Below are 13,543 nucleotides of genomic sequence, written 5' to 3' on the forward strand. Positions count from 1 at the left end.
AACGTCCTTTGTCTTGATGTTCTGAGAACGCAAAACGCCGCCGCAGGGAACGTTCCCCACGACGGCGTGATGCGCGATGACGGTCGGGGCGACGCGCGCCCCGAAAAACCCGGTTTTACCTACAGTTGTTTTGTGTCTTGCAGTACAGGACATTGCCCGCCGCGCCGACAACCGCGCCGAACAGCGGGTCGGCGCTGACAACAGCCGCCCCGACGGCGCCTGCGCCGCCGCCAAGCAGCGCCTGTTCGCCCGTCGTGTCACCACAGGCGGCAAGGCCTGCGCAGGTCGCCATTGCAAGAACGAGTTTCGAGATTCGCATGATATCTGCCCCTTTGGAATTCTTGATGCGTTCCGGGGCAGATGTCCGATTTCGACCTTGTTATTCAATAACAGGCCGTCCTGAACAGAGTTTTGCGCAGATTTGTGCCGCTTTACGCTTGGATATTGCGCAAAGAAAAACGCGGGCAGGACTTTGTGAACATCACAAGCCTGCCCGCGGAAGGAAGGGGTACGGAATAGTAGGTGCTTGTGCGACGCAGGCAAAGTAGAGCCGCACGGCTTAGTCAGGTTGCTTGGCACAATCAAATGCGTAAACAAAGTATTGTTTCCGGTCAGGATTCCGGCTGGAAATCGCCCATTGGGCGAATGCGCGCGCAGATTCGCGCCGAGATCGGATGCAGTTTTGGGGGTGAAACGCGAGGCCAATGCCGTCACGTTGCTGTTACTTTTCCTCAGCAATTGGTCTGTTTCTGCGCCTGCAACATCACGGGTTGCGAAAAAGGGCGCCTGAATTTGTCTTTTCAAACGCAAAGGGTTAACCGATCTGTTCACCTTAGGGTGAAAACGGCCCGATAATTTTGCACGTTTCCTTGAGAAACTAGGAGATTCCCATCCCGTTCTCGTGATTTCCCTCAAGTTCTCTTGCGTGGAACGGTACCCGTGCACACTCGCACACAAGGAAATATCCACATGATTGCAAAGAGAAAAACGGCGTTGCTGCTTGCCGTGTCCGCGCTTGGCATGTCCGGCGCGGCTGCTTTCGCCCAAGACGCCCAGACGCAAACGGAACTTGATGCCCTGCGTGCCCGCGTCGAGGCCCTCGAGGGAGCAAAACCCGGCGCTGGCACTGGCGATCTTCGAATCGGAAACACCACGCTTGATGTTTATGGGTACGTTAAGGCTGATTTCTTCTACGACACCGACTTTGAACTGGGCGACCTTGCCGATGCGACCCGAATTGGCGAGCCAGCAAACGCCACCAGCGGCACCTTTGGGGCCACCGTGCGCCAATCGCGCATCGGGCTTCGGACCAATACGCCGTCTGCCATCGGCGATATTGCGGGCCAGCTGGAACTGGACCTGTTTTCCGGCGGGACGGATGGGCCTGCTGAACTGCGCCTGCGCCACGCCAATATCCGCATTGGCGACAACTGGTTGATCGGTCAATACTGGACCAACTTCCAGCCGCTCGACACCTATCCCACGACCGTCGAATTCAACGGCCCCGTTGGCATTCCTTTCGCTCGCGTTCCTCAAGTGCGCTATACGAACACGCTGGGCTCTGACACAACCTTTGCGGTGGCGATCGAGGAGAACGTTGGCGGCTCGGATTCGAATGATCCCGTCCTGACCGGCTCCATCGAATACAACAACGGCACCTACCTGGCCCGCGCCTCGGCTTTGTACGGTAAGGCACAATCCGGCGCGGTCGAAGTGGATCAGACCGGCTATACCCTCTCGGCTGGCATCCGGCCCTGGCAAGGCGGTCTGTTTCAGGTCAACTATGTCGACGGCGAGGCTTTGGGCCCCTACCTGATCGCTGCCGGTGACGCCATCGTCAACGGACAGGCCAACGACGTGGACGGATTCACTGTGGAATTCCGCCAGGAACTGAGCCCCAAATGGAATGTCGGCATCGCCTACGGGCAAGAAAACTATGATCTGCCGACCTCGACCGGGACCCTGTCCTTTACCGAAGTTGAAACGATCCACGTGAACGCCTTCTACAAGGCGACCGACAATCTGACCCTTAGCGCCGAATTTTTCTACGGCGAACGAAACGACGCACCGACCGGGCGCACATTTGACAGCAATCGCATTCAACTGGCAGCCCAGTTGAACTTCTGACCGCACATTCCGGCCCTGCCCCGATGTGGGCAGGGTTCCGGGCTCTGACGGCACCACGAAGGTATGTGCGACAGCGGTTTGCACGATCAGCGCACCCCGTCGAAAATTTCGGGGAAGGAAATCCGGCCCACATTCGGATCAATTACCAAAAGCGCATCATAACTAGCCGGATCAAACGGATCTTCTGCCGGAATGACCTCGCGTTCGAAAAGCCAGCAAAGACGACCGGCATCCAAATTGCCCCGCTCAAACGGTTGGTCGCCAAAATGCGCCCACAGGGCTTCCATAAAGGCTGCATCCGCGCGCTTATCCGCGGGTTTACGATCTCGAAACCGCTCGCGGCGGGTCAGGGGCGTCACGCCTTTGGGATTGGCCCGACGAATGATGAACTGAAAGTCAGTACCCGGCAGGCGCCCGGGAAATCCGCGATGTTTCAGCATGGTTCCACCTCAGTTGCACAAGGGGTCATGGGGATCAGATATTCACATCCGTCACAGGATGATGTCATGGTGCGCACCTCCAAAGCCGCGTAGCTGTTCAGAAATGCCCTGACGGGATGAATAGCGCGATTCATGGTCAAAGCCCCTCCCAGATACACCGGGACTGTTCCAGCCGGTAGGCTTCAAAGAACTGCGTGGCGTCAGGGGATGTACGGCCGAATTCGATAGGTCGGTCAGACAGGGAAATGACCACCCGGGCAGCGTCCAATTCGTACTTGGCGACATAGGTAACCGCCAGCGTCTGGCACAGATGCTCCATATCGACCGAGGCGACATCGTACCCGATTCGGCCAATATCCGAACCGATCTTGGGCGCAATAAAGCGAAACCGCACCCAAAGCTCACCGGGGTTATTGTCCAGCAGTACGTCGCTCAGGTGCACTGGCTGTCCGGACGGGACCGGCAACAGGTTTTCGGTATCAGCCAGAACGGGGACCGCAAAAATAGACAGCACCACAGCTAAGGCGCGATCCCGGACCCGCCTCAGGCGAGCTCCTCTCTCCGGGATCGCGCGCGCCTGGCTTTCGGCCCGCGCTGTTCTATGTCTGAATGGGCAACTCATTAGCAGTTGTGGCCTCAAAGTCAATTTTGCACCCAAGTAATCTGCCCTGACCGTTTGTCAGAGACGCTGTCCAAACCGTTTTGGCCGGGCAGATTTCCTTGCACACCCCCTCAAAGAGGGATGTTGTCGTGCTTTTTCCACGGGTTTTTCACGTGCTTGTTCCGCAAGCTGGCAAAGGCCCGCGAAACGCGACGGCGGGTCGATTGAGGCATGATCACCTCATCGATAAAGCCACGCTCGGCCGCGACAAACGGGTTCGCAAACCTGTCCTCATAATCCTGCGTGTGCTGCACAATTTTCTCGGCATCGCCCAGATCGGCACGGTGAATGATCTCGGTCGCGCCCTTTGCGCCCATCACCGCGATTTCGGCTGTAGGCCAGGCATAGTTGAAGTCACCGCGCAGGTGCTTGGACGCCATAACATCATAGGCACCACCATAAGCCTTACGGGTGATGACGGTAACTTTTGGCACCGTGGCTTCACCGTAGGCAAACAACAGCTTGGCGCCGTGCTTGATCACTCCGCCATATTCCTGCGACGTCCCCGGCAGGAATCCAGGTACGTCCACCAGCGTCAGGATCGGAATTTCGAAGCAATCGCAGAACCGCACAAACCGCGCGGCCTTGCGCGAGCTGTCGATGTCCAGACAACCGGCCAGAATCATCGGCTGATTGGCTACAACGCCCACTGTCTGCCCTTCAAGCCGGATGAACCCGGTGATGATGTTTTTGGCAAAATCCTCCTGAATTTCGTAGAAATCACCCTCATCCGCCACTTTGGTGATGAGTTCCTTCATGTCGTACGGCGTATTAGGGTTGTCGGGGATCAATGTATCCAGCGAGGTTTCCAGACGGTCGGGTTCGTCAAAGAACGGGCGCACTGGCGGCTTTTCGCGGTTGTTGAGCGGCAGGAAATCAACCAAACGGCGCACCTCGGCCAGTGCTTCAACGTCGTTCTCAAACGCTCCGTCAGCAACCGAGGATTTCTTGGTATGGGTCGACGCCCCACCCAGTTCCTCAGCGGTAACCACTTCGTTTGTGACCGTCTTGACCACGTCGGGGCCGGTCACAAACATGTACGAGGTGTCTTTGACCATGAAGATAAAGTCTGTCATCGCCGGGCTGTAGACTGCGCCACCAGCACAGGGCCCCATGATCACGCTGATCTGCGGAACCACGCCTGACGCCATGATGTTGCGCTGGAACACCTCGGCATAACCAGCCAGCGACGCCACGCCTTCCTGAATTCGCGCCCCGCCCGAGTCGTTAATGCCAATCACCGGTGCACCGTTCTGAACGGCCATATCCATGATCTTGCAGATCTTCTGAGCATGGGTTTCCGAAAGTGAGCCGCCAAAGACTGTAAAGTCCTGGCTGAACACATAAACCATGCGGCCATTGATCGTACCCCAGCCAGTAACGACACCGTCACCCGCTGGCCTTTGCTTCTCCATCCCGAAATCGGTGCACCGATGGCTGACAAACATGTCAAATTCTTCAAAGCTGCCTTCATCCAGCAACAGTTCGACCCGTTCCCGCGCAGTCAGTTTGCCGCGCGAGTGCTGTGCGTCGATGCGCTTTTGTCCACCACCCAGCCGCGCGTTGTCGCGACGGTCTTCAAGTTCGGAAAGGATGTCTTTCATAACGATGATCCCCTGTAAAATCTGGCCGGACACTATACGTAGATGCCGCAAGACCAAAGTATCTTTCGGCAAATTTGCAAATCTTTTCCAATCACCTTGGTGAATATTGTAAACTTGCTAATTTTCACTCACAAAACGCGTGATGGATGGCATTCTTATCCGTGGTGACTATACACGTGAACTATGCAGTTTAGTTCTTCGTCGGCGCATCGCTCGCCTCCTAAAATTACCACTCTGGTTTTGCTGTCCGGATTGTCCGCGCTCAGCCTCAATCTGTTTTTGCCGAGCCTGCCCAATATGGCACTGCACTTTAAGGCCGACTACAAGGTCATGCAGCTGTCGATTGCCCTGTACCTGCTGGTCAATGCGGTGCTTCAGATCCTGATCGGACCAATTGCCGACAAGGCGGGGCGCCGTCCCGTTCTACTTTGGGGGTTGGTCCTTTTTTTAGTGGCTACGTTGGGCTGCATCTATGCACCCAACGTCCAGGTTTTTCTTGTTTTCAGAATGTGTCAGGCAATCATCGTGGTCGGCATGGTTCTTAGCCGTGCGGCGGTTCGGGACCTATATGATCAGGACCAGGCGGCGTCGATGATCGGTTATGTAACGATGGGCATGGCCATTGTCCCCATGATCGGACCCGCGATCGGAGGCCTGTTGGAGGAGAGCTTTGGCTGGAAAGCCAACTTCTGGCTGCCCTTCGTTCTTGGCGTAATGACGCTGGTGCTAACTTACTTAGATTTTGGCGAAACCTCAGCCAAGAGCGGCAAAACACTGGTTCAACAATTCCGGGAATACCCCGAACTGCTGGGTTCCCCGCGATTTTGGGGCTATTCGCTGTCATCCGCGCTGTCGTCTGGCGCCTTCTTTGCCTATCTGGGCGGCGCTCCCTTTATCGGCACCGAACTATTCGGCCTCAGCGCCGCCGAGGTCGGCATCTACTTTGGCGCCCCAGCTGTAGGGTACTTTTTTGGTAACTTCTTCAGCGGTCGCTATTCCGTTCACTTCGGCGTCAATCGAATGGTACTTTGGGGCTGCTGGCTGAACGCAGCAGGCGTTGCAATGTCCGCCATCTTGTTTCTGGCCGGCTTCGGAACAGCGCTCAGCTTTTTTGGATTCATGACCTTCGTCGGCATTGGAAACGGCATGACGATTCCCAACGCGACATCCGGCGCGCTTTCGGTGCGACCGCATCTGGCCGCCACAGCATCCGGACTGAGTGGAGCGATCATGCTGGGCGGCGGCGCGGGCCTCAGCGCCCTTGCAGGAGCTTTGCTAACGCACGAAACCGGTGCAATGCCCTTGCTCTGGCTAATGCTGACAACCTCGGTCCTGGCGGTCTGCGCAATTTTGTCTGTCATTCGACGCGAACGGCAACTAGGCCTTTGACACGGCTTGCCTATGACGGTTTGCAAAGTTAGCTTACCGATTTAGGAAAGTTGCAAAGGCTCATCATGGCGACTCAGAAACTTTATGCAGGTGCAAAGCTGCGTGAAATGCGTACGCGCTTGTCACTTACCCAAAAGGAATTTGCCGCTAAACTGGGTGTTTCCCTGCCCTATCTGAACCAGATGGAGAACAACAACCGTCCGATTTCGACTACGGTCGTTCTGGCGCTGGCGCAAGAATTCGGAATGGATGTCACCGAGTTGAGCACCGGCGACAGTGAGCGTCTGGTCTCGGACATGCGCGAAGCATTGGCCGATCCGGTCTTTGACGACGCTGTTCCACCGCTCGCCGATCTCCGCCTCACGGCTTCAAACGCACCCGCTCTGGCACGGGCCTTCATTGCCCTGCACCGCACCTATCGTCAGACGCATGAACGCCTGGCCTCCCTTGACGAAGCATTGGGGCGCGAAGACGCACAAATCCAGGCTAGCCCATGGGAGGAAGTGCGGGACTTCTTCCACTATTGCGACAACTACATCGACGCGGTGGACCGCGCGGCTGAACGATTTGCCGGGCGCGCCGGGGATGCAGGCGGCATACGTGCGGCAGCCCTGGACAGCCTCGCAGAGCGTGGCATCCGGGCACAATTCCCGGACATCGATGAAACCCGAAAATACGACGCAGAGAACAAAACTCTGCAGCTTTCGTCCAGAACCGCACCACAAACTCAGGTGTTTCAGTTGTTGTTGCAGGTTGCACTGATCAGCCAGGACAAACTTCTTGAAGCAACGCTGGATTTTGCCAAATTTCACAGCGATGAAGCCCGCGCCATTGCCAAGATCGGGCTGGCAAACTATTTCGCCGGCGCATCATTGATGCCTTATGCCAAATTTCTGGCCACAGCGCAGGAATATCGTCACGATCTTGAACTGCTTAGCAACCGGTTTGGGGCATCAATCGAACAGGTGGCGCACAGGCTTTCAACCCTGCAACGGCCCGGCGCAAAAGGCATCCCGTTCTTTTTCGTGCGCGTCGATCAGGCTGGTACGATCACCAAAAGACACTCGGCCACGCGTCTGCAATTTGCGCGGTTCGGCGGCGCCTGCCCCCTATGGAACGTCCATCGCGCTTTCGAAACGCCCGGCCACTTCCTACGACAGCTTGCAGAAACACCCGATGGTGTTCAGTATATATCTTTAGCTCGGGACGTGTCGAAATCGGGCGGCTCATACGGCGCACCTGTGCGCCGTTATGCGATTGCACTAGGTTGCGAGGTGCGCCACGCCGAGGCGCTGGTTTATGCCGACAATCTGGATTTCAACAACGCCAGCGCTTACGAGCCAATTGGCATATCCTGCCGTATCTGCGAGCGGCCGAATTGTCATCAGCGATCGGTCCCGCCATTGGAAAGACGTCTGACAATCGACGCCCATACCCGCGGCACCTTGCCCTATGAAGTCACCTGATCTTCACCTGACCTAAAATATCCCGCGGAAGGCGTGCCGCGACGGGGGCAGAGCCCCCGCTGTTTTTCAGGGCTTGGACAAGATCGCCCAGATCTCGTCTTTCAGAACCGCACGTCTTTTACGCAGATCTGTCTCAGCGATATCATCCATCGGTTCTACATTGGTTTCGGCACGATGAACCTCGCGGTTGATCTCATGATACTCGTCCGCCAGCCGTGAAAAATGAGCGTCTGTTTGCTTAAGCTGGCTCATCAGCTCAACCTTGTCCGGAAACTCTTCGGCCAGTTCGTGCGGGGTATGGGACATTCCTGTTCGCTCCTCAAAATATGTTGTTGCGATTCAAGTCTATTCGTCCGGTCCCCGTCAATCTTTGACGCGGATCAAATCATGCTTTCGATCATCGCTGCGCAACCGCCCATTGGGGATTAATCCAAGGTTGGTCATTGGCTGCTGGCAGGGCATCCTTACCCAGCAGATGATCGGACATCTTCTCACCCACCATGATAGACGGCGCGTTTAGATTGCCATTGGTAATCTGTGGGAAGATTGAACTGTCGGCAACGCGCAGACCGTCCACGCCAATAACGCGTCCCTCGGGATCGACCACAGCGTTTTTGTCATCTGCCCGACCCATCCGGCAGGTTCCACAAGGGTGATACGCGCTTTCGGCATGTTCCGCGATAAAGGCATTGAGCGCTTCGTCAGACTGCACGTCCGCACCCGGCTGGATTTCTTTTCCCGAATAAGGTTTGAACGCATCCTGCCCGAAAATCTCACGCGTCAGGCGAATACAGGTGCGGAAATCCGCCCAATCCTCTTCATGGCTCATGTAGTTGAAGCGGATCACCGGCGCGTCTTCGACCTTGGCCGACCGCAGCGTCACCGCCCCGCGCGACGGCGAGCGCATCGGCCCGACATGCGCCTGGAAACCATGACCTTCGGCTGCGGCCTGGCCATCATAGCGAACGGCAATTGGCAGGAAGTGATATTGAATATCCGGATATTCTACGCCCGGCTTGGAGCGAATAAACGCCGCACTTTCGAATTGGTTGGATGCACCCAGACCGGTCTTTGTGAACAGCCACTGCGCCCCGATCAGACCTTTGCTGATCAGGTTCCAATGTTTGTACAGCGTGATCGGCTGCAAGGACGCTTGCTGAATGTAAAGCTCCAGATGGTCCTGAAGGTTCGCACCCACACCCGGGCGATCTGCGACAACGTCTATCCCGTGTTCAGCCAAGTGCGCCGCCGGACCGATGCCAGACAGCATCAGCAGCTTGGGAGAGTTGATGGAGGACGCGGCAAGAACCACTTCGCGCCGCGCACGGATGACCTCAGTCTTGCCACCTCGGATCAATTCCACTCCAATTGCGCAGCCATTTTCCATAACCACCCTTGAGGCCAGTCCGCGCACGATATCGCAGTTATCGCGCTTGAGCGCGGGTTTCAGATACGCATTCGCCGCCGACCAACGCCGTCCTTTCCAGACGGTTTGCTCCATCGGGCCGAAGCCTTCCTGCTTTTCACCGTTATAGTCGCCGGTAACTTCGTATCCCGCCTGCTGTCCCGCATCGACGAAAGCCTGAAACAGAGGGTTCTCACGCGGTCCGCGCGAAACATGCAGCGGGCCATCGGTGCCACGCCATGTCGGATCACCACCATGCCCACCGTCATGCCAGGTCTCCATGCGTTTGTAATAGGGCAGCACATCCGCATAGGACCAGCCATCGGCGCCCATCTCGGCCCAAGTGTCAAAATCACGCGCGTGGCCACGTACGTAAACCATGCCGTTGATCGATGACGATCCACCAATAACCTTGCCGCGCGGACAAGCCAGTTCGCGGTTATTCAGGTGCGGCTCGGGCTCGGATTTGTAACCCCAATCGTACATCGGCATGTTCATCGGATAGCTCAATGCCGCTGGCATCTGGATGAACGGACCAGCATCAGTCCCGCCGTGTTCGATCACCAATACCGAGGCCCCGGCCTCGCTCAGGCGATACGCCATTGCGCAGCCTGCCGATCCTGCGCCAACGATGACGAAATCTGCTTCCATTTTCAGGTCTCCATATCCCGCCGAACCAAATTTCTGATCGTCCGGCAGGCGTATTTTCGAAAAGGTGAAGAGGTTACTCGCCGCGCGGGAAGCGGGCGTTTTCCTCTACGACATTCAGATCCATGTGATTGCGCATGTAGCGCTCAGATGCCTTCTGCAGTGGCTGGTAGTCCCACGGGTAATACCCACCCTGCCGCAACGCCTCATAGACAACCCAGCGGCGCGCCTGACTGGCACGGACGTCGGCATCGAACTGGTCCAGATCCCAGCGTGCCTCAGATTTCGCGCGCAAAGTTTCCAGCGTGCCTGCGTGTTCTGGGTGTTCCGCGAGGTTTTCCAATTCATGCGGATCATTTTCCAGATCGTACAGTTGATCGGGGTCCAGCGCGCAGCGATTGTATTTCCACTTACCATAGCGCAGCGAAACCAGCGGCGCATACGAGGCTTCGGCCGCATATTCCATCTTCACCGGGGCAGTTCGTTCGGTGCCATTGGCCAGAGGCACAAGGTCTTCGCCATCGGTCCACGGCGCGATCTCGGCCATATCTACGCCCGCCAGTGCGCCTAGGGTTGGCGTGACGTCGATTGTCGAAACCGGCGTGTCGATACGGCCTGCCGGTATATCCGGCGCGGCAATCATCAACGGCACGCGTGCCGATCCCTCGTAAAAGTTCATTTTGAACCACAGGCCCCGCTCACCCAGCATGTCGCCGTGATCCGAGACAAACATGATGATCGCCTCTTGCCGGGTTGTTTCCAGCACCTCGAGGATTTCACCGATCTTGTCGTCCAGATATGAGATATTGGAAAAGTACGCGCGGCGCGACTTGCGGATGTCTTCTTCTGTGATGTCGAAACTGCGCCAATCATTGGCGTCAAATATGCGCTTAGAGTGCGGGTCCTGATTGTCATAGCCAATGTCCGCAATCTCGGGCTGCAGGTGTTCGCAATCTTCGTAGAGGTCCCAGTATTTGCGACGCGCCACATAGGGATCATGGGGGTGCGTAAAGCTGACGGTGACGCACCATGGGCGGTCATCCTTGCCACGCGCAAGATCATAGAGCTTGGCCTTGGCATTATAGGCGACCTCGTCGTCATACTCCATCTGGTTGGAAATCTCGGCCACGCCTGCGCCGGTCACCGAACCCATATTGTGGTACCACCAGTCGATCCGCTCGCCGGGTTTGCGGTAGTCGGGGGTCCAGCCAAAATCGGCGGGATAGATATCGGTTGTCAGGCGGTCCTCAAACCCGTGCATCTGATCTGGGCCGACAAAGTGCATCTTGCCGGACAGGCAGGTGTAGTAGCCCGCGCGGCGCAGATGGTGTGCATAGGTCGGGATGTCGCTGCGGAATTCTGCGGCGTTGTCATAAACACCCGTGCGCGAAGGCAGCTGACCGGACATGAAGCTGGCCCGCCCCGGCGCGCAAAGCGGCGAAGCCGTATAAGCATTGGCAAACCGGGTCGAGCGTTCCGCCAGTTTCTTCAGGTTCGGAGCGTGAAGCCAGTCAGCGGGACCGTCTGGAAAGAGGGTCCCGTTCAGCTGATCCACCATCAGGATCAGAATGTTCGGTTTTGTCATTTTTCAGCCTCGAGCAGAGTATTGAGGACACGCATCGCGTGATTGACCGCCAGCTGCGGTTCTTCCGGCGCGCTGAGTGCGGCGCGGATATATAGCCCGTCGATAAGGGCGATCATGTTTTCGGCCGCTTCGGCCGGATCGTTCAACAACGGGCGCAGGGCGTGGGTCAGGTTCGACCGGATACGCGCCTGATAGATTTGCCACAGGCGCAAGGCGTCATCATTGGTTTGGGCCAACACGTAAAATGTCATCCACGCAGCGATGACATCCGGTGTGAAACATGATGGTGCAAAACAGGCCCGGATAATGGCCTGCGCTCGTTTCTGCGGAACAGCATTCTTCAGCTCCTGTCTAGCCTCGTCGGCAAAGTCCGACAGGATGCGGCGCATGGCAGCCAGAAATATCTGATCTTTGCCACCGAAATAATGATGCGCCAGCGCGCTGGACATACCTGCCCGTTTGGCAATCTGGCTGACAGTCACATCAAGGGATTTCTTCGACCCGAGTTCGGCAATTGTTGCCTTGACGATCGCGTCACGGCGGATTGGCTCCATTCCGAGTTTCGGCATCACTATCCCTCACTAAGTATAGTGAGAAAACGCTAAGGGCTTTTTATTGACTCGTCAATCAATAACGTTTCACGCGACCGCCAATGATCAGAGTTTGGGTGCGATGCTGGGGGTCGTCAAGCTGCCGCGGTTCAAAACCGCTTCGCGCCAGGCAATGAAACTGACCGCTAGCAGAATCACCGTTCCACCCGCGACAACCCAAATGTCGATGCTTTCGTTGAAGACCAGCGCGCCCAACAAGGTGGCCCAGATCAACTGCAGGAACGTAACCGGCTGTGTGACCGCTACCGGGGCCGCCTTAAGTGCGATCGTCATGAAATAGTGGCCCGCCGTGGCAAAACTGGCCACCAGAAACAGCACGCCGAGGTCGCGCAAGCTGGGCGTGGTCCAAACCGCAATTGCAAAAGGGATCAAAGCTATGGTCACCCAGATCGACATATGCGCCACAACAACTGACGGCGGCAGATCACGCACAAGCACTTTGGCGATCAGATAGGATCCGCCCAAGGTCAGGGCCGTGCCCAGCATGGTGATATGACCCAGTGAAATCTCACGAAAACCCGGCCTTAAGATGATCAGAACGCCAACCAGTGCCACGACAATCGCGGCGATCCGACGGATGGCCAGCTTCTCGCCCAGAAACAGCGCGGCCCCCAGCGTTACATAGACCGGCGTCATGTAGTTCATCGCCGTGACCTCAGCCAGCGGGATCTGTGTCATCGAGAAGAACCACAGCATCACTGCAAATGCGTGGACGACACCGCGTGTCCCCAGCAACACGATGTGGCTGCGTGTAAGGTGGGTTTTCAACACCAGGCGCAACGCCGGCAACAGAAAGATCAAGCCGAAGGCAAACCGCAGGAACGCAGCCTGCGTAGGGTCCATCGTTGGGCCCAGCGACTTTACCAATGCGGTCATGACCACAAACGACAAGCCTGCCGAAAACATCCAGAGCATGCCAGCCACGGGGCGGTGTTGGGCGGTTAAAGTTGACATGTTAACGGTTGAACACCGAATACTTGGCAGAGGCAACCCGTCACATCAATACAAGCTTTGCAGCAATTGCCAGCATGACCACGCCGATTATTAAATCCAGCACCTGCCACGCCCGTGGTCTTGCAAAAATCGGGGACAGCATCCCTGCCCCGTAGCCCAGCGAAAAGAAGAACACAAAGCTGGCCGTCATTGCCCCAAGCGCAAAGGCCAGCCGATCATCATACTGCGCCGAGATTGAACCAATCAGCACAACTGTATCCAGATAGACATGCGGGTTCAGCCATGTGAACGCAAGAACGGTCAGCAAAACAGATTTCAGGCTGACGCGCTTCCCCTCGCCGATCTCCATCACCGCTCCGCCGCGCCATGCCGAACCCAGGCTGCGCAAACCGTACCATATCAGAAAGATCGCCCCGCCATACCGCATGACGGTCTCGAACCAGGGCAACGCGTGCGCCAATGTTCCGAAACCCGCAACGCCCGCGGCTATGAGAATGGCATCAGACACCGCGCAAGTCAGGCACAGTGGGAACACATGCTCGCGCCGCAACCCCTGGCGCAGGACAAAGGCGTTTTGCGCGCCAATGGCGAGGATCAGGCTGAAGCCAAGCACAAAGCCTGAAATCAAGGATGTGGACATGAAACCTCCGATA

At 56.9% G+C, this 13,543-nt stretch carries 13 protein-coding genes; 3 read left to right on the top strand and 10 right to left on the bottom strand.

Annotation, left to right across the window (positions count from 1 at the left end; all coding sequences use genetic code 11):
* Nucleotides 1-115: 115 nt before the first annotated feature.
* Nucleotides 116-319 (bottom strand): hypothetical protein, encoded by a 204-nt coding sequence (locus AC2FFH_RS01375; RefSeq protein ID WP_058275656.1) that lies wholly within the window; start codon nucleotides 317-319, stop codon nucleotides 116-118.
* A 650-nt stretch (nucleotides 320-969) separates the two neighbouring features.
* Here AC2FFH_RS01375 and AC2FFH_RS01380 point away from each other — a divergent pair.
* The gene (locus tag AC2FFH_RS01380) at nucleotides 970-2,127 is read left to right on the top strand and encodes a DcaP family trimeric outer membrane transporter (protein WP_496767860.1); all 1,158 of its coding nucleotides are present in this window, start codon (nucleotides 970-972) and stop codon (nucleotides 2,125-2,127) included.
* A gap of 86 nt (nucleotides 2,128-2,213) precedes the next feature.
* Here the strand turns inward: AC2FFH_RS01380 and AC2FFH_RS01385 are convergent, their stop codons facing one another.
* The 3 genes from AC2FFH_RS01385 to AC2FFH_RS01395 all read right to left on the bottom strand — a co-directional run bounded on the left by AC2FFH_RS01385 (nucleotide 2,214) and on the right by AC2FFH_RS01395 (nucleotide 4,832).
* A complete protein-coding gene (locus AC2FFH_RS01385; RefSeq protein ID WP_058276835.1) occupies nucleotides 2,214-2,567 on the bottom strand; it encodes a hypothetical protein in 354 nt (117 codons plus the stop codon).
* Nucleotides 2,568-2,703: 136 nt separating this feature from the next.
* Nucleotides 2,704-3,189 (bottom strand): DUF6497 family protein, encoded by a 486-nt coding sequence (locus AC2FFH_RS01390; protein ID WP_496843566.1) that lies wholly within the window; start codon nucleotides 3,187-3,189, stop codon nucleotides 2,704-2,706.
* Nucleotides 3,190-3,299: 110 nt separating this feature from the next.
* The gene (locus AC2FFH_RS01395; protein WP_109313344.1) at nucleotides 3,300-4,832 is read right to left on the bottom strand and encodes an acyl-CoA carboxylase subunit beta; all 1,533 of its coding nucleotides are present in this window, start codon (nucleotides 4,830-4,832) and stop codon (nucleotides 3,300-3,302) included.
* Nucleotides 4,833-5,015: 183 nt separating this feature from the next.
* On the opposite strand from AC2FFH_RS01395, the gene AC2FFH_RS01400 reads away from it, so the two are divergent.
* Complete coding sequence (locus tag AC2FFH_RS01400; RefSeq protein ID WP_496843567.1) at nucleotides 5,016-6,221, top strand: multidrug effflux MFS transporter; 1,206 nt, start codon at nucleotides 5,016-5,018, stop codon at nucleotides 6,219-6,221.
* A 65-nt stretch (nucleotides 6,222-6,286) separates the two neighbouring features.
* Nucleotides 6,287-7,687, top strand: a complete 1,401-nt coding sequence (locus AC2FFH_RS01405) for a helix-turn-helix domain-containing protein (protein ID WP_496843568.1) — start codon at nucleotides 6,287-6,289, stop codon at nucleotides 7,685-7,687.
* Between the two features lie 66 nt (nucleotides 7,688-7,753).
* Here AC2FFH_RS01405 and AC2FFH_RS01410 read toward each other — a convergent pair whose 3' ends face one another.
* The 6 genes from AC2FFH_RS01410 to AC2FFH_RS01435 all read right to left on the bottom strand — a co-directional run bounded on the left by AC2FFH_RS01410 (nucleotide 7,754) and on the right by AC2FFH_RS01435 (nucleotide 13,530).
* Nucleotides 7,754-7,993, bottom strand: coding sequence for an HP1242/YdcH family protein (locus tag AC2FFH_RS01410; RefSeq protein WP_496724279.1), 240 nt, complete (start codon nucleotides 7,991-7,993; stop codon nucleotides 7,754-7,756).
* 91 nt (nucleotides 7,994-8,084) lie between these two features.
* Nucleotides 8,085-9,743, bottom strand: coding sequence for a choline dehydrogenase (gene betA, locus AC2FFH_RS01415; RefSeq protein ID WP_496777953.1), 1,659 nt, complete (start codon nucleotides 9,741-9,743; stop codon nucleotides 8,085-8,087).
* A gap of 73 nt (nucleotides 9,744-9,816) precedes the next feature.
* Nucleotides 9,817-11,325 carry a choline-sulfatase gene (gene betC / locus AC2FFH_RS01420; protein WP_496777949.1) on the bottom strand — a complete coding sequence of 503 codons (1,509 nt, stop codon included), beginning with the start codon at nucleotides 11,323-11,325 and terminating at the stop codon, nucleotides 9,817-9,819.
* Nucleotides 11,322-11,894, bottom strand: coding sequence for a choline-binding transcriptional repressor BetI (gene betI, locus AC2FFH_RS01425; protein ID WP_496777947.1), 573 nt, complete (start codon nucleotides 11,892-11,894; stop codon nucleotides 11,322-11,324). Before betI ends, betC begins: the two co-directional genes overlap by 4 nt.
* Before the next feature lie 87 nt (nucleotides 11,895-11,981).
* The gene (locus AC2FFH_RS01430; RefSeq protein ID WP_496843569.1) at nucleotides 11,982-12,890 is read right to left on the bottom strand and encodes a DMT family transporter; all 909 of its coding nucleotides are present in this window, start codon (nucleotides 12,888-12,890) and stop codon (nucleotides 11,982-11,984) included.
* A gap of 40 nt (nucleotides 12,891-12,930) precedes the next feature.
* Nucleotides 12,931-13,530, bottom strand: a complete 600-nt coding sequence (locus tag AC2FFH_RS01435) for a LysE/ArgO family amino acid transporter (RefSeq protein ID WP_496843570.1) — start codon at nucleotides 13,528-13,530, stop codon at nucleotides 12,931-12,933.
* Between the last annotated feature and the right edge of the window lie 13 nt (nucleotides 13,531-13,543).

It is taken from the genome of Ruegeria sp. YTSC003, from assembly GCF_059609785.1.

What these genes read in the sequence shown, in the direction of transcription:
- betC (WP_496777949.1), bottom strand. Translation starts at nt 11,325, where the DNA reads ATGACAAAACCGAACATTCTGATCCTGATGGTGGATCAGCTGAACGGG.
- AC2FFH_RS01380 (WP_496767860.1), top strand. Translation starts at nt 970, where the DNA reads ATGATTGCAAAGAGAAAAACGGCGTTGCTGCTTGCCGTGTCCGCGCTT.
- AC2FFH_RS01375 (WP_058275656.1), bottom strand. Translation starts at nt 319, where the DNA reads ATGCGAATCTCGAAACTCGTTCTTGCAATGGCGACCTGCGCAGGCCTT.
- AC2FFH_RS01390 (WP_496843566.1), bottom strand. Translation starts at nt 3,189, where the DNA reads ATGAGTTGCCCATTCAGACATAGAACAGCGCGGGCCGAAAGCCAGGCG.
- AC2FFH_RS01385 (WP_058276835.1), bottom strand. Translation starts at nt 2,567, where the DNA reads ATGCTGAAACATCGCGGATTTCCCGGGCGCCTGCCGGGTACTGACTTT.
- AC2FFH_RS01395 (WP_109313344.1), bottom strand. Translation starts at nt 4,832, where the DNA reads ATGAAAGACATCCTTTCCGAACTTGAAGACCGTCGCGACAACGCGCGG.
- AC2FFH_RS01400 (WP_496843567.1), top strand. Translation starts at nt 5,016, where the DNA reads ATGCAGTTTAGTTCTTCGTCGGCGCATCGCTCGCCTCCTAAAATTACC.
- AC2FFH_RS01405 (WP_496843568.1), top strand. Translation starts at nt 6,287, where the DNA reads ATGGCGACTCAGAAACTTTATGCAGGTGCAAAGCTGCGTGAAATGCGT.
- AC2FFH_RS01410 (WP_496724279.1), bottom strand. Translation starts at nt 7,993, where the DNA reads ATGTCCCATACCCCGCACGAACTGGCCGAAGAGTTTCCGGACAAGGTT.
- AC2FFH_RS01435 (WP_496843570.1), bottom strand. Translation starts at nt 13,530, where the DNA reads ATGTCCACATCCTTGATTTCAGGCTTTGTGCTTGGCTTCAGCCTGATC.
- AC2FFH_RS01430 (WP_496843569.1), bottom strand. Translation starts at nt 12,890, where the DNA reads ATGTCAACTTTAACCGCCCAACACCGCCCCGTGGCTGGCATGCTCTGG.
- betA (WP_496777953.1), bottom strand. Translation starts at nt 9,743, where the DNA reads ATGGAAGCAGATTTCGTCATCGTTGGCGCAGGATCGGCAGGCTGCGCA.
- betI (WP_496777947.1), bottom strand. Translation starts at nt 11,894, where the DNA reads ATGCCGAAACTCGGAATGGAGCCAATCCGCCGTGACGCGATCGTCAAG.